Annotated in this window: 15 protein-coding genes; 11 read left to right on the forward strand and 4 right to left on the reverse strand. The window is 70.2% G+C overall.

What is annotated here, in order from left to right:
• Window positions 1-69 precede the first annotated feature (69 nt).
• From cckA to GC203_RS18490, 7 genes are all read left to right on the forward strand, one after another.
• Complete coding sequence (gene cckA / locus GC203_RS18460; RefSeq protein WP_293457901.1) at window positions 70-2142, forward strand: cell cycle histidine kinase CckA; 2073 nt, start codon at window positions 70-72, stop codon at window positions 2140-2142.
• A gap of 59 nt (window positions 2143-2201) precedes the next feature.
• Window positions 2202-2831 (forward strand): SRPBCC family protein, encoded by a 630-nt coding sequence (locus GC203_RS18465; protein WP_293457734.1) that lies wholly within the window; start codon window positions 2202-2204, stop codon window positions 2829-2831.
• A complete protein-coding gene (locus GC203_RS18470) occupies window positions 2831-3163 on the forward strand; it encodes a metalloregulator ArsR/SmtB family transcription factor (RefSeq protein WP_293457737.1) in 333 nt (110 codons plus the stop codon). Before GC203_RS18465 ends, GC203_RS18470 begins: the two co-directional genes overlap by 1 nt.
• 87 nt (window positions 3164-3250) lie before the next feature.
• Window positions 3251-3469: a hypothetical protein gene (locus GC203_RS18475; RefSeq protein WP_293457740.1), complete on the forward strand. Its 219-nt coding sequence runs from the start codon at window positions 3251-3253 to the stop codon at window positions 3467-3469.
• Between the two features lie 76 nt (window positions 3470-3545).
• A complete protein-coding gene (locus GC203_RS18480) occupies window positions 3546-4358 on the forward strand; it encodes an SDR family NAD(P)-dependent oxidoreductase (protein WP_293457743.1) in 813 nt (270 codons plus the stop codon).
• A 4-nt stretch (window positions 4359-4362) separates the two neighbouring features.
• A complete protein-coding gene (locus tag GC203_RS18485) occupies window positions 4363-5100 on the forward strand; it encodes a dienelactone hydrolase family protein (protein WP_293457746.1) in 738 nt (245 codons plus the stop codon).
• A 59-nt stretch (window positions 5101-5159) separates the two neighbouring features.
• Complete coding sequence (locus tag GC203_RS18490; RefSeq protein WP_293457749.1) at window positions 5160-6026, forward strand: TauD/TfdA family dioxygenase; 867 nt, start codon at window positions 5160-5162, stop codon at window positions 6024-6026.
• A 3-nt stretch (window positions 6027-6029) separates the two neighbouring features.
• Here GC203_RS18490 and GC203_RS18495 read toward each other — a convergent pair whose 3' ends face one another.
• The 4 genes from GC203_RS18495 to GC203_RS18510 form a co-directional block, all read right to left on the reverse strand.
• Window positions 6030-6467 carry a DUF2147 domain-containing protein gene (locus GC203_RS18495; RefSeq protein WP_293457751.1) on the reverse strand — a complete coding sequence of 146 codons (438 nt, stop codon included), beginning with the start codon at window positions 6465-6467 and terminating at the stop codon, window positions 6030-6032.
• Complete coding sequence (locus tag GC203_RS18500; protein ID WP_293457753.1) at window positions 6464-7471, reverse strand: flippase-like domain-containing protein; 1008 nt, start codon at window positions 7469-7471, stop codon at window positions 6464-6466. Before GC203_RS18500 ends, GC203_RS18495 begins: the two co-directional genes overlap by 4 nt.
• Complete coding sequence (locus GC203_RS18505; RefSeq protein WP_293457755.1) at window positions 7468-8685, reverse strand: glycosyltransferase family 1 protein; 1218 nt, start codon at window positions 8683-8685, stop codon at window positions 7468-7470. The genes GC203_RS18500 and GC203_RS18505 overlap by 4 nt, the downstream gene beginning before the upstream one ends.
• Before the next feature lie 218 nt (window positions 8686-8903).
• Window positions 8904-10208, reverse strand: coding sequence for a M20/M25/M40 family metallo-hydrolase (locus GC203_RS18510; RefSeq protein ID WP_293457757.1), 1305 nt, complete (start codon window positions 10206-10208; stop codon window positions 8904-8906).
• A gap of 182 nt (window positions 10209-10390) precedes the next feature.
• On the opposite strand from GC203_RS18510, the gene GC203_RS18515 reads away from it, so the two are divergent.
• The 4 genes from GC203_RS18515 to GC203_RS18530 are packed head-to-tail and all read left to right on the forward strand — an operon-like array spanning window position 10391 to window position 15218.
• Window positions 10391-12208: a DUF885 family protein gene (locus GC203_RS18515; RefSeq protein ID WP_293457760.1), complete on the forward strand. Its 1818-nt coding sequence runs from the start codon at window positions 10391-10393 to the stop codon at window positions 12206-12208.
• 24 nt (window positions 12209-12232) lie between these two features.
• The gene (locus GC203_RS18520) at window positions 12233-14059 is read left to right on the forward strand and encodes a DUF885 family protein (protein ID WP_293457763.1); all 1827 of its coding nucleotides are present in this window, start codon (window positions 12233-12235) and stop codon (window positions 14057-14059) included.
• A gap of 52 nt (window positions 14060-14111) precedes the next feature.
• Entirely contained in the window at window positions 14112-14894 is a 783-nt protein-coding gene (locus GC203_RS18525; RefSeq protein WP_293457766.1) for an alpha/beta fold hydrolase, read from the forward strand.
• Window positions 14895-14918: 24 nt separating this feature from the next.
• Window positions 14919-15218: a hypothetical protein gene (locus GC203_RS18530; protein WP_293457768.1), complete on the forward strand. Its 300-nt coding sequence runs from the start codon at window positions 14919-14921 to the stop codon at window positions 15216-15218.
• The last annotated feature ends 1 nt before the right edge of the window (window position 15219 follow it).

A 15219-nucleotide genomic window follows, 5' to 3' on the forward strand; every position in this document is an offset into this window, starting at 1 on the left:
GACTCGGACGCTCCAACCCCTTGTGACAGAATGCAGTTCACCGAATCGCCGGAGCCCGCGACGCTCGCCATGGCCGAGCCGCCGTCCAAGACCCGCAAGGTCGACCCGTTCGTCGCACTTGCCGTGCTGTTCTTCGTGCTCGCCGTCGTCTTCGCCGGCGCGCCGCTGGCCAACGCCGGCCCGGAGACGCTCGCCGGCGCCCTGCTGCTGGTCGGCCTCGCCGGCGTCTGCTGCCTGGGGGTCTTCGTCCTGCGCGGCCCCAGCGAGGAGCCCGCCGAAACCGAGGCGGGGGCCGAGGCCTTCCTTTCCGCCCTGGACGAGCCGGCCGCGGTGGTCGCCCCCGACGGGCGCGTCCTCACGGGCAATCCGGCCTGGCGCGAGGCCATGGGGCCGGGACCGCGCCTGCCGAAGAGCGGGGCCGCGGCGTCCAGCCTGTTCGGAGCCCTCGCGGCCGCGCGCCGCGGCGAACTGGGCCGCGCCGCCCTCAGGATCGCCGGCCGGGAACGCGAGGCGCTGGTGTCGCCCATCGCGCCGCGCCGTTTCCTGGTCCGCCTGACCGGTCACGCCGGACCGCTGGCCCTGCCGTCGTCGGCGATGGAGGTGCTCAACGCTGTCGCCGGCGCCAAGGCGCCGCCGCCCAAGGTGCTCGACGCCTTCGCCGCGGCCTCTCCGTTCGGTGCGGCCCTGCTGGACGGCGAGGACCCCTTCGCCGCCCGCATCGTCGAGGCCAACCCCGCCCTGGCGGCGGTGGCCCATGGCGGCCAGCCCGGCCAGGTGTTCGGCGATCTCATCGAGCCCGCCAGCCGGCTGGACGCGGCCGCCCGTCTCGGCGAGGGCGGCGCCGCCCCGCTGGAGGTGCGCCTGGCGCACGACCCCAGCCGCATCGCCCACCTCTACCTCGCCCAGAGCGGAGAGCGCTGGGTGGCCTATCTCGTGGACGTCTCCGAGCAGAAGCAGATCGAGCTCCAGCTCTCCCAAAGCCAGAAGATGCAGGCCATCGGCCAGCTCGCCGGCGGCGTGGCGCACGACTTCAACAACCTGCTCACCGCCATCTTCATGCAGCTCGACGTGCTGGCCGCGCGCCACCCGGTGGGAGATCCCTCCTACGAGGGGCTGAACGAGATCAAGCAGACCTCGATGCGGGCCGCCGACCTCGTGCGCAAGCTGCTCGCCTTCTCCCGCAAGCAGACGGTCCAGCGCGAGATCCTCGACCTGGGCGAGATGATCAGCGAGTCGGAGGTGCTGCTGCGCCGCCTGCTCTATGAGGACGTGAAGCTGGAGACCGACTACGGCCGCAACCTGCCTCAGGTGCGCGCCGACCGCGGCCAGCTCGAGACCGCGGTGATGAATCTCGCGGTCAACGCGCGCGACGCCGTGCGGGCCCACGGCGGCGGGACCGTGCGGATCAAGACCGCCCGTGTCACCCAGGAGGAGGCGAAGGCCCTCGGCTATCCCAATCCGACGGGCGACCAGGCCCTGGTCGAGGTGTCGGACGACGGCCCCGGCATTCCCGCCGAGGTCATGGACAAGATCTTCGACCCCTTCTTCACCACCAAGCCGGTGGGCGAGGGGACGGGTCTGGGCCTCGCCACCGTCTACGGCATCGTCAAGCAATCGGACGGCTGGATCGCCGTGTCGTCCCGGCCCGGCGAGGGCGCCGCGTTCCGCATCTTCCTGCCGGTTCATGTGGCGCCCGTGAGCGAGGCGCCCGCGGCCGAACCCGTCGCCGCGGTCGTCCCGAAGCGCCCCGCCGCGCGCGATCTCTCCGGCGCAGGGCGCATCCTGTTCGTCGAGGACGAGGACGCCGTCCGTGGCGTCGCGGCCAAGCTGCTGCGTGCTCGCGGCTACGAGGTGATCGAGGCGGCCAGCGGCGAGGAGGCCCTGGAGATCGCCGAGACCCAGGCCGGCCAGATCGACCTGATGATCTCTGACGTCGTCATGCCCGGCATGCAGGGCCCCGACCTGCTCAAGCAGGCCCGGCCCTACCTGGGCGCGGTGCCGGTCATGTTCATCTCGGGCTATGCCGAAAGCGAGTTCTCCGATCTGCTCGAGGGCGAACGCAACGTCTCGTTCCTGCCCAAGCCGATCGACATCAAGACGCTGGCCGAGCGCGTGAAGCAGGAACTCCAGAAGGCGGCGTGATTTAGCCTAGACTTATATAAGTCCAGACTGCAGTATCGGCTCCGAACGGAGGAGCCTGCATGCTGTCGAACGTCATCGGAGCCGAATTCCGGCAAGTCGCCGACCGGGAATGGGAGGGCCGGCCCGCCAAGGCCGTGGTCGCCGCGCGCGTCTACCCCACCGACGCCGACGACCTCTGGGACGCCCTGACCAACCCGGAGCGCATCCCGCGCTGGTTCTCTCCGGTCAGCGGCGACCTGCGGCTGGGCGGCCGCTTTCAGATCCAGGGCAACGCGGGCGGGACCATCCTGCGCTGCGACCCCGCCGAGGCTCTGGACATCACCTGGGAGTTCGCGGGCGCGACCAGCTGGGTCACGCTGCGCCTGGCGCGCGAGGGCGACGGCGTTCGCCTGACCCTGGAACACATCTTTCCCACCGGCGACCTCGACGGCGAGCACTGGCAGAAGTACGGGCCCGGCGCGGTGGGCGTGGGCTGGGACCTGAGCTTCCTCGGCCTCGGCCTGCACCTCGCCGCCGGCGGCGCGCGGCCGCCGGAGGCCGACCCGGCTTGGATTGCCAGCGACGAGGCCAAGGCCTTCATGCGCGACTCGGCGCAGGCCTGGGCCGAGGCCCATATCGCGTCCGGCGAGGACGCCGCCACGGCGCAGGGTATGGCGCAGGCGACCGCGGCCTTCTACACCGGCGGCTGATGCACGCCTTCGACGTCCTCGGCGATCCTGTGCGCCGCCGCCTGCTGGAGCTGCTGGCCGAGGGCGAGCGCTCGTCGGGCGAGATGACCGATGTCGTGCGCGCCGAGTTCGGCATCACCCAGTCGGCGGTCTCCCAGCACCTGAAGGTGCTGCGGGAGTCGGGCTTCGCCTCGGTCCGCGCCGACGGCCAACGGCGCATCTACGCCGTGCGGTCCGAACCGATGGCCGAGGTGGACGCCTGGCTCGACCGCTTCCGCGCCTTCTGGACGCCGAAGCTGGAGGCCCTGGCCACCGAGGTGGCTAGGGGCAAGCGCGCGCGCCGCCGGGAGTGATGCGCGACCGCCGCGGCGGCCCGTGATATCGCTGGGGCGCCGGTTTCGCCGATCGAGGCAGGGCGCAGGCCGGCGAGGAGGCGTCCCATGAACGAGGTCATTCCGCGACCGGCCCGCAAACCGCCCGCCGCCGCCCTGGCGTTCGGCGCCCTGGGCCTGGCCGCGCTGGGCGCCGTGGCCTTCGGCGCGGTCTCGATCGGCGCCATGGCCATCGGCAGCCTGGCGCTGGGCCGGATCCGGGTGAAGAAGGTGATGATCGACGACCTCACCGTGCGCCGGCTGCACGTGCTGGAAGACGGCCCCTAGCAGTAACGCTTGCCACGTCGCGCCGGCTGCGCGAGCGTAGCTCCCAATCCAGAAAGAACGGTATGGGAGGCGAACGATGGCGGGCGTGAATCCGAACGGAGCCCTGAGGGGCAAGACGGCCCTGGTCACCGGCGCCAGCCGGGGCATCGGCGAGGCGATCGCGGTGCGGCTGGCGATGGAGGGGGCCAAGGTGGTGGTCTCGGCCCGCACGGCCGAGGAGGGCGAGAGCAAGTTGCCCGGCACCCTGCACCACACGGTCGACCGCATCCGCGCCGCCGGCGGCGAAGCCACCGCCATCAAGGCCGATCTTTCCAGCGAGGCCGACCGCGAGCGCCTGATCAACGAGGCCGTGGCCGCCTACGGCCCGCTCGACATCCTGGTCAACGACGCGGCCGTCACCTTCTTCATCCCGGTGGTGACCTTCCCCAAGAAGCGCTTCGACCTGATGTTCGAGGTGCAGGTCTGGGCGCCGATGCACCTGGCCCAGCTGGTCCTGCCGTCGATGCGCGAACGCAAGCAGGGCTGGATCGTCAACATCTCCTCGGGCGCCGGCATCCACCCCAAGCAGCCCTACAACCGGCGTGGCGGCGGCACGGTCTACGGCATGTGCAAGGCGGCGCTGGAGCGGCTCACCACCGGCCTGGCCTCGGAGGTCTACGACGACAACATCGCCGTCAACGTGGTCTCGCCGGGTCTGGTCGACACGCCCGGCGTGGCCGTCCACGGCCTGATCAACGAACAGACCAAGGATCGCGTGCAGCCGATCAAGTTCATCGCCGAGGCGGTCTACCAGCTCTCGAAGGGCGACCCGAAGACCATGACGGGGCGTATCGACTACGCCGAGCCTTTCCTGAAAGAATTGGGGATCGCGCCCACCGAACTGGTCTGAGCCCATGATCGAGCAGACGATCGACATCGCCACCAAGGACGGGGCGATGGCGACCTTCATCGCCCACCCCGAGCGCGACGGGCCGTTCCCCGTCGTGCTCTTCTACATGGACGCCCCGGCGATCCGCGAGGAGCTGCGCGACATGGCCCGTCGCATCGCCACGGTGGGCTACTATGTCATGCTGCCCAATCTCTACTACCGGCGCGGCGTGATGGAGCTGGCGGACCTCCCGGCGCTGCCGGAGGCCGAGACGCGGGCGCGGATGTTCGACCTCATGGGCTCGATCAACATCCCGCTGGTCATGGCCGACACCGATTGCCTGCTCGACTTCGCCGACCGCGATCCGGCGGCGAGCCCGGGGCCGGCGGGGGCCATCGGCTATTGCATGAGCGGCCAGTACGCGATCAACGCCGCCGCCCGCCATCCCGAGCGCATCGCCTGCGCGGCCTCGATCTACGGGGTCCAGCTCGTCACCGACCAGCCCGACAGCCCGCACCTGGCCGCCCAGAAGACGGACGCGGAGTTCTACTTTGCCTGCGCCGAGCACGACGCCTACGCCCCGCTGGAGATGGTCGAGGCCCTGAGCGACGCCCTGAAGGGCGCGGGCGCCAACGCCGAGGTCGAAATCTACATGGGCGCCCACCACGGCTTCGCCTTCCCCCAGCGCGCGGTCTACGACAAGACGGCCGCCGAACGGCACTGGGAGCGCCTGTTCGCGCTCTTCTCGCGGAATTTGAGCTAGGGCGCCATCTTCGCGCCTCCCTGCGAGCAAGTGTAGTATGGCCGCCGAGGAGACCGCCCATGACCAACCTGAACATCCGCCGCGTGGCCGGCGCGCTGGGCGCTGAGATCACCGGCGTCGACCTGTCGAAGGATCTGGCCGACGAGACCATCGCCGAGATCCGGCGCGCGCTGGTCGAACACCAGGTGATCTTCTTCCGCGACCAGGACCTGACGCCCGAGCGGCAGGCGGCGTTCGGCCGCCGCTTCGGGCCGCTGAACATCCACCCCTACGTCAGCGGCATGGCCGGCCAGCCCGAGGTGATGGAGATCATCAAGGAGCCGTCGGACCGCATCAACTTCGGCGGCGGCTGGCACTCCGACATGAGCTTCCTGCGCACGCCCTCGATCGGCTCGATCCTCTACGCCGTCGAACTCCCCGAATACGGCGGCGACACCCTGTTCGCCAGCCAGGCCGCGGCCTATGACGCGCTCTCGGATGGCCTCAAGGCGACGCTGGATGGGCTGAACGCCGTCCACTCCGCCAGCCGCGAATACGCCGCCACCGGCGCCTCGGCGCAGAAGCGCGGCTCGATGCAGGTGGCCGCCGAGGCCGACGGCTACGTGGGCGAATACGTCCACCCCATGGTGCTGACCCACCCCGAGACCGGCCGCAAGGCGCTGTACGTAAATCCCGCCTTCACGATGAAGATCGAGGGCTGGAAGACCAGCGAATCCAAGGCGCTGCTGGAATATCTTTTCCAGCATTCGCGCTACGAGGCGTTCACCTGCCGCTTCGCCTGGGCCAAGGGGTCGGTCGCCTTCTGGGACAACCGCTCGGTCTGGCACTTCGCGCTCAACGACTATCCCGGCCAGCGCCGGCATATGCGCCGCGTGACCGTGGACCCCTGGCCCCAGGCCGCGAGCGTTCCGGCGGCCGCGGAGTAGGGGCTACTGGCCCGCGGCGACGCGGGTCCAGGTCTGGCCCTTGCAGATCAGGCGGCCCAGCACGCAGCCCTTGGCTTCGAGCTGATTGGCGTCGATCGGCTTGGCGATGCCGGTGAGCGTGATGTTCAGGTCGGGCACGAACACCTTGCCCTTCCAGGAGCCGCTGTCGGTCTTGGAAAGGTCGTGGAGCAACTCCATGCCGACCAGTTCCTTGCCGCTGCCCTCCAGGGAGTCGGCCTTGGCCTTGGCGCTGGCCCAGACGACGTAGCCGCAGGCCGCCTCGCCGCAGCGCCGGATCTCGACGTGGACCGAGTTCTTGGGATTGCGCCAGACGCCGAAGATGGCGGGGGTGTCCGGGCCGGCCGTGGCGGCCTGGACGGGCGCGGCCGAGCCGAGCGCGGCGCTGAGGAGGAGGATGGTCGCCAGGATGCGGCCGGTCATTGTGGTTGGCCTTCTTTCGGAATAGGCGGCGCCTCGAAGCGCCAGAGCCCCAGCCCCAGTACGCCCAGTGTGAGTTCGCGGAGGCGCCGCAGGAGGGATAGCGCCAGCGCCTGGTTCGGCGGAATGCCGAGGGCCGAACAGATAAGTACGTAGCCGCCTTCCTGCACCCCCAACGCGCCGGGAATGGCGAATCCGAGCGCCCGCGCGCCCTGCGCCATGCTCTCGAGCACCAGCGCATGGGTCCATGAGGCTTCGAGGCCCACCGCCCAGAGTGCGGCCCAGGTCTCGACGACGCCCAGGGCCCACGACAGCAGGTGCCACAGCATCGAGTGCGCCAGGCGGGCCGTGCGGCTGCAGATGATCCGTACCTCCTCGCCCAGGCCCGCGAGCTGTCCGAGCGCGCCGCTGGTGCGCGCCGTGACGCGGTCGAGCAGGCGCAGGGAGCCCAGCCGCTCGGCGGCGACCAGCGCCAGCGTCGCCAGGACGCCGGCGATGGCGATCTGTCTGGCGAGTTGGTCGATGCGCGGATCGGCGATCACGGCCGAGGCGGCGCCCAGGCCGATCAGCACGAAGAGCACCAGGCAGACGACGCCAAGGGCCGCGTCGACGATACAGCTCGCCGCCGAGGTGCGGAGCGGCAGGGCGGGGCCCACCGCGAGCCGGGCGCGCACGACGTCGCCACCGACCTGCGCCACCGGCAGCAGCGCGTTCACCGCCTCCTTGATCAGGCGCATCCGGAACGTGGCCGCGACGGTGGGCTGCTGCGGCCGGGTCAGCAGCGCGCGCCATCCCAGCGCGGCCGTGAACGTCACGGGCAGGTGGGCGGCGATCACCACGAGAGCCGCGGCCCGTACGTCGAGCAGGGTCGCCAGCACGGCGCGGGCGTCGTTGGCGATGACGATGGCGGCGAACAGGCAGACGCCCAGGCCCAGGAGCCACGCGTGTCGCGCCTTCAGGCCGCCCGGCGCGCCGGCCGACCGGGTGAGGGCTCCACGCTCGGTCATCCGTAGGCCGCTCGCCGCTGGGCCTGTCCGTCGAACGGTCGCGCCGCGCGCGATGTGCCCCCCAGGGCTTCGTAGACGTCGAGCACGGTCGCGCAGCTCGCCGCCCAGTCATAGCGGCCGCTGGTCTTGCGTGCGGCGGCGCCCAGACGGGCCAGGACGGCCGGGTGATCGGCCAGGCGTCCGATCGCCTCGGCGAACCCCGCGGCGTCGCGCGAACCCGTCAGGACGCCGTCCACGTCGGGCGTCACCAGCTCGCGTGTGCTGGGAACGTCGGGGCAGACCACCGCGAGACCGGCGGCCATGGCTTCCAGCGTCGCGTTGCCGAAGGCCTCGGTCTGGCTGGGGTTGAACATGATGTCCGCGCTGGCCACGGCCCGCCCCAGGGCCGCATCGGTCAGGAAGCCCGTGAAGACGCCCTGCGGCAGGCGGCTGCGCAGCCAGGCGCCGGCCGGGCCGTCACCCACCACCATGGGCCGGATGTTGGGCCGAGCGGCGAGGCGCTCGAACGTGCGGACGAAGATGTCGAGGCCCTTCTCCTGCACCAGGCGGCCCAGGAACATCACCGCCACGTCCTTGTCGCCCAGGCCCATCTCGCGGCGCCAGGCCGGGTCGCGCCGGGCCGGGGAGAAGCGAGACCGATCCACCCCGCGGCTCCAGATGCTCACCTTCGTTTTCGGCGCCTGGGCCTTCACCAGCTCGGCGATCGGGTTGTTCGGGGCCAGCACGCAGTCGCAGCCGCCGTAGAAGCCCGCCAGGTAGCGCTCGGCCGCCGGCCGCAGCCATCCGAAGCCGTAGTAGGAGAGGTAGGTCTCGAAGCGGGTATGCAGGCTCGCGACGACCGGCGCGCCGAGCCGGGCGCCCATGCGCCGGGCCTGGACGCCCAGAAGGTCAGGCGCCGACAGGTGGATCGCGGTCGGCGCGAAGTCGAGAATGTCCTGGCGCAAGCGTCGGGGCAACGGCAGGGCCACCCGATACTCCCCCCGCCCGGGGATGGGCATGGAGGGCACGGAGACCAGGTCCCCCGCGGGCTCGAACGCGGGCGTGTCGGTGGTCGGCGAATAGACGCGTACGGCGGCGCCTTCGCTCACCAGATAGGCGACGAGGCGGTTCAGGGCCTGGTTCGCGCCATCCCGCGTGTAGTTGTAGTTGCCGGAGAACAGGGCGAGGCGCAGACCTGCCGCGCGGCCGTTCTCATTGAATGTGCAGGCGTTCACGCGGACTCCACGTGGTCGGCGGTCGTGAGGCTGGGCCGCTCGACCGCATCGGCTTCGGTGGCCAACTTTGTGACGACACGCAAGCTGTGATGCCTCCTTGGCGCGGGCGCGAGGTGCGAATTCGCGGCGCCTGTTGCAGCGGCGTCAGCGTGGCGCCGACGTCCGGGAATAGGCCACAAGCTCCAGCATTTCGGCTGAACTCGGGCTGAACGCCCGCCTCAGCCGTCGGCCATCGCCAGCAGGGCCGAGAGCCCCACGCCCATGCCCCTGAGATTCTCGGGCTTGGAGACGTCGATCCATTCGTCCAGCGAATGGGCCCGCCCGCCGGTTCCGCCGGAGCCGATGGTCACGGCCGGTATGCCCAAGCTGATCGGGATGTTGGAGTCCGTCGAACTGGCGCCCAACTCGGGCCGGTAGCCCGCGGCGCGCACGGCCGCGGCGGTCAACTGCACGATCGGGGCGTCCGGGCTGGTGGCGCCCGTGGGCCGGTCGCCGATCTGCTTGACGTCGGCGCTGATCCGGCCCGCGCGGGTAGAGCGCGCCGTGTTCTCGGCGTCGACCGCGTCCTTCACGATGGCCAGGAACTTCGCGTCCAGCTTAGCCAGTTCCGCGGCGCTTTCCGAACGCATGTCCACCTCCAGCCACACCGCGTTGGGGATCGAGTTCACGCTCGTCCCGCCGCCGACGACGCTGGTCATATAGGTGGTCTTGGGATCGGACGGAGTCTTGATCCGGTTCATCTCGACCACCGTCGTCCCCATGGCGGCCATGGGATTCACCAGGCCGAACGCGCCGTAGCTGTGGCCGCCGGGGCCCTTGAAGGTCACCCGGTAGCGGCGCGAGCCCACGGCTCCGTAGGTGATCCGGTCGGCGGCCGTCCCATCCATGGAGAAGAAGGCCGAGATGCGGTCCTTGTACTTGCCCTTGCCGAACAGGTAGCGCACGCCGCGCAGGTCGCCCGGGCCTTCCTCGCCCACGTTGCCGACGAAGAGGATGTCCTTCTTCGTCCTGATCTTCGCGGCGTCCAACGCGCGGATGTAGGCCAGCTCCACCGCCAGCGAGTGCGTGTCGTCGCCTACGCCGGGCGCCATCAGCTTTGTGCCCTCGCGCCGCACCTTCACGTCGGTGCCGGCGGGGAAGACGGTGTCGAGGTGGGCGGCGAACACCACCACCGGGCCGCCCGCCGGGCCGGTCCCGCGGCGCAGGCCCATGACGTTGCCCTCGGCGTCCATCTCCACGTCGGTCAGGCCCAGGGCCTTCAGTTTGGCCATGTAGGCCTCGCCCCGCGCCTTCTCCTTGAAGGGCGGAGCCGGAATCTCGGTGAGCTCGATGGTCTCGTCGACGACGCGGTCGTAGGTCTGGTCCAGATAGGCCATGGCGGCCTTGAAGCCGGCTCCGGCGCGGATCGACTGCAACGTCCGATCGGCCGCGGCCGGCCTTGCCGGCGCGTCGGCCGCCAGCACGCCCGCGGCGGGCGTAAGCGTCAGGACGGCGGCCAGCGCGTACCGCGATAGACGTAACATCGAAATGGAATCCTTGCGTCGAGCCCCCTGCATATCAGCCGATCCCACCACTTGGCGCTAGGTTGCGAGGGCAAGTCCTTTCGCATTACCGGGAATTAATGCTGGGATCGTTCCCGCCGGCTTGCCGGGATCGCCCCGGCCCCTCTAAGCCAACGTCACACACGCGTTACAGGGAGACGTCCGTGCAGAACCGCAGGCAACTTCTGGGGGCCGCGGGCGCCCTGGCGCTGTCCGGCCGCGCATCGGTCGGTTGGGCCCAGCCCGCCCAAGGCGGCGCCGAGGCCCAGCTTTCCAAGCTGATGGACGATCTCTTCAGCGAGACGCTGGCCGACAGTCCCGAACTGGTCACCGGGCTCGGCCTCGACACCGGGGATCGCGCCGCGGCCAAGGCGAAGCTGCACGACGCGTCGCTGGCCGGCATCGCGCGTCGCCGCGCGCAGAACGCCGACCAGCTCCGTCGGCTGAAGGCCATCGAGCGCAGCCAGCTGTCGGGCATGGCGGCGATCAACTACGACACCCTGCTGTTCGGGCTGCAGACGACCGACGACGCCAACCGCCAGTTCGCCTACGGCGGCTCCGGCGCCGGCAGTCCCTACACGCTGAGCCAGATCGACGGCGCCTACACCTACGTTCCCGACTTCCTGTCGTCGCAGCACACCATCGAGACCCGCGAGGACGCCGAGGCCTATGTCGCCCGCCTGGGCGAGTTCGCGCGGGTCATGGACGAGGAGATCGAATGCGCCCGTCGTGACGCGGGCCTGGGCGTGATCCCCCCCGACTTCGCCGTCGCCGGCGCGCTCGACCAGATGAAGGTGCTCCACGCGCCGCCCGAGACATCGAGCCTGGTAACCTCGCTCGTCGAGCGGGCAAAGGCCAAGGGGATCGCCGGCGACTGGGCCAAGGAAGCCGCCGCCGTCTACACGGCCAAGGTGCTGCCGGCGCTGGAGCGGCAGATGGCGCTGCTGGAGGAGCAGAAGGGCAAGGCCGTGCACGACGCCGGCGTCTGGCGCTTGCCAGACGGCGAGGCCTACTATGCCGCCTGCCTCAAGGCCCAGACCACCACCACCATGACGCCCCAGGAGGTCCACCAGATGGGCCTCGACGTCACCCGCGACCTCTGGGCCCGCGCCGACGTGCTCTTCAAGCAGGTGGGCTTCACCCAGGGCACGGTCGGCGAGCGCTACGACGCGCTCTACAAGTCGAAGAAGCTCGTCTACCCCAACACCGACGCGGGCAAGGCCAAGCTGGTCGCCGACCTGAACAAGCTGGTCCAGCAGATGGAAGCCCGTCTGCCCAGCATGTTCGACCACTTGCCCAAGGCGGGGCTTGAGGTCCGCCGCATCCCGCCGGCGACGGAGCAGGGGGCGTCCACGCATTACACCTCGGGCAGCCTCGATGGGACGCGGCCCGGCATCTACTGGATCAACCTGCGCGACACGGCGGAGTCGCCGTTCTGGTTCATGCCCACCACGACGTTCCACGAGGGCGTGCCGGGGCACCACTTCCAGATCTCGCTGGCCCAGGAGAGCGACCTGCCCATGATCCGCCGGATCAGCGGGTTCGGCGCCTATGTCGAGGGCTGGGCGCTCTATTCCGAGCAATTGGCCAAGGAGATGGGCTTCTACGAAGGCGAGCCGCTCTACGAGCTGGGCTATATCCACGACGCCTTGCTGCGCTCCGGCCGTCTCGTCACCGACACCGGCCTGCACCACCTGCGCTGGAGCCGCGAGAAGGCGGTCACCACGCTGTCAGGCATCGACGGCGACCCGATCACGCTGTCGGGGCAGGAGATCGAGCGCTACGCCTGTAACCCGGGCCAGGCCTGCAGCTACATGGTGGGCAAGCTCACCATCCTGCGCCTGCGCGACAAGGCCAAGGCGGCCCTGGGCGGCCGGTTCGACATCAAGGCCTTCCACGACGCCGTGCTGCTGTCGGGCGCCATGCCGCTGACGGTGCTCGAAGCCGCCGTCGACAACTACATCGCCACGGCCAAGGCCTGACGCACGCTTCTTGGGGACATCGTCATGAACCAGTTCGACCGCCGCAGCTTCCTCGTCACGACGGCCAGCGTCGCCCTCGCGAGCGCGCTGCCTGCCGCCGCCCAGCCCGCGTCGGAGGATGCGAAGCTGAGCGCCCTGTTCGACCGCATCTTCAACGAGACCATCGACGAGAGTCCTCAGGCCGCGACCTCCCTTGGTCTCGACAAGGGCGCGCGGGCAGGCCTGAAGGCCCAGCTCAACGACAATTCCGCCGCCGGCAAGGCGCACCGCCTGGAACGGACCCGTGGCTGGGTGGGCGACCTGAAGGCCATCGACCGCGCCAAGCTGTCGGATAGCGCCAAGATCGACCTCGATGTCGTGCTCTACGGCAACGAGACGGCCCTGAAGAACGGCGACCGCTACAAGTTCGGCGACGTGGGCGGCAACTTCAGCCCCTATGTGATCAGCCAGCGGGGCGGCGCCTACGCCAACGTCCCCGACTTCCTCGACAGCCAGCACCGGGTCGCCAACGCGGCCGACGCCGAGGCCTACCTTTCGCGCCTCTCGGCCTTCGCCAAGGCCATGGACAACGACGTCGCCCGTCAGTCGGCCGACGTGGCCATGGGTGTGATCCCGCCCGACTTCGTCTGCGATCTGTCGCTGGGTCAGATGCGCGCCCTGCGCGGCAAGCCGGCCGACCAGGTGATCCTCGTCACCTCGCTGGCCAAGAAGGCCGCCGCCGCCAAGCTCGACGGCGACTGGGCCGGCCGCGCGCGGAAGATCGTCGAGGCCGAGGTCTATCCGGCGCTCGACCGCCAGATCGCCGCCATGGAGGGCGTGCGCGCCAAGGCGAAGCCGGACACGGGGGTCTGGGCGCTGCCCGGCGGCGACGCCTACTACGCCGACGCGGTGAAGGCCTCGACCACCACCAACTACACGCCGGAGGAGGTCCATCAGCTCGGCCGCGACCAGGTGGCCGACATCTCCGGCCAGATCGACGGCCTGCTGAAGGCGCAGGGGATGAGCAAGGGCACGGTCGGCGAGCGGCTGATGGCGCTCAACGAGGATCCGGCCCAGGTCTACCCGGCCAACGACGCCGGCCGCGAGCAGATGATCGCCGACCTCAACGCCCACATCGTCGAGGTCTACAAGCTGCTGCCGAACGCCTTCCGCACCCTGCCCAAGGCCAAGGTCGAGGTGCGCCGGGTGCCGGTGTTCATCCAGGACGGGGCGGCCAACGGCTACTACCAGCGCGCCGCGCTGGACGGTTCGCGCCCGGCGGCCTTCTACATCAACCTGAAGGAGACCAGCGACTGGCCGCGCTACAACCTGCCGACGCTGGCCCACCACGAGACGGTGCCCGGCCACCACCTGCAGATCGCCCTGATGCAGGAGAGCGACCGCATCCCGATCATCCGCCGCGCCGGCTTCGGCTTCTCGGCCTTCTCCGAGGGCTGGGCGCTCTACGCCGAACAGCTCGCCGACGAGATCGGCGCCAATGCGGGCGATCCGTTGCTGAAGGTGGGCTATCTCCAGTCGCTGCTGTTCCGCGCCGCCCGGCTCGTGACCGACACCGGCATCCACTACAAGCGCTGGGGCCGCGACCAGGCGACGAAGTACATGGTCGACACGTTCGGCAACACCACCGCCCGCGCCCAGCGGGAGGTGGAGCGCTACTTCTCCTCGCCGGGCCAGGCCAACAGCTACAAGGTGGGCCACACCGTCTGGGTGAAGGTGCGCGAGACGGCCAAGGCCAAGCTCGGCGCGAAGTTCGACCTCAAGGCCTACCACGACGCCGTGCTGCTCTCAGGGCCCATGCCGCTGACGGTGCTGGAGCGCCACGTCGACGAGTGGATCGCCACCCAGGTTTGACGCGCCGGCCCCAAGGGCCTTCCATGCGCGTCAACGAAAACGGGAGGACGCCATGGCCACGCTGACGCGCGACGGGGTGCGGCTCTACTACGAGGTCCATGGCGATAGCGGGCCGGTGATCCTGCTCACCCATGGCTATTCGGCCACCTCGCAGATGTGGCGGGGCCAGGTGGAGCCGCTGTCCAGGGTCCACCGGCTGGTGACCTGGGACATGCGCGGTCATGGCCGCAGCGACAGCCCGGACGATCCCGCCCTCTATTCCGAGGCGGCCACCGTCGCCGACATGGCGGCGCTGCTGGACGAGGTGGGAGCCAAGACGGCCATCGTCGGCGGGCTCTCGTTGGGCGGCTACATGTCGCTCGCCTTCCACCGGCTCCATCCCGAGCGGGTCGAGGCGCTGCTGATCATCGACACCGGCCCCGGCTACAAGAGCGACGAGGCCCGCGCGGGCTGGAACAAGAACGCCATCAAGACCGCCGAGCGTTACGAGACCGAAGGCTTGGCCGTCCTGGAGGCCGGCAGCGCCGAGCGGCGCACGGCCCAGCATTCCAGCGCCAAGGGGCTGGCTCTGGCCGCCCGCGGCATGCTCACCCAGCGCGACGCCGGCGTGATCGCTTCTCTGCCCGAGATCAAGGTCCCGTCGATCGTGGTGGTGGGCTCGGAGGACACGCCCTTCCTGGTCGCCTCCGACTACATGGCCGCCAAGATCCCCGGCGCGAGGAAAGCATTGATCGAGGGCGCCGGCCACGCCGCGAACATCGACCGGCCTGAGGCGTTCAACCGCGCGCTGCTGGATTTCCTCGACAACCTGAAGGCGCCTTCAACGGCCGCTTAACCCAGGCCGTGCGACAAGCGCGGCATGGCCATCGAGATCGTCAACGGCTACCCGTGCAAGAACTGCACGGACGTCGAATACGCCAAGAAGGGCGTCGACCCGGCGCATCCCAAGGACGGGCCCAACGGCGTCAACGCGCCTGAGAAGGCGGGCAAGACCGATAAGACCGACGCCGCCAACGCCGTCGGCAGGCCCGGCGACGTGGACTCCAGCCGCGGCCCCGCCGTCCAGCTCAGCGGCGCGCTCGCCCAGGTGACCCAGGCCCCGCAGGCTGAAGCGCAACAGCCCTACACGCCGGGCCAGCAACTCGACCTCTTCGCCTAGC

The sequence above is a fragment of the Phenylobacterium sp. genome, assembly GCF_016124325.1.
Taxonomy (GTDB): Bacteria; Pseudomonadota; Alphaproteobacteria; order Caulobacterales; family Caulobacteraceae; genus Phenylobacterium.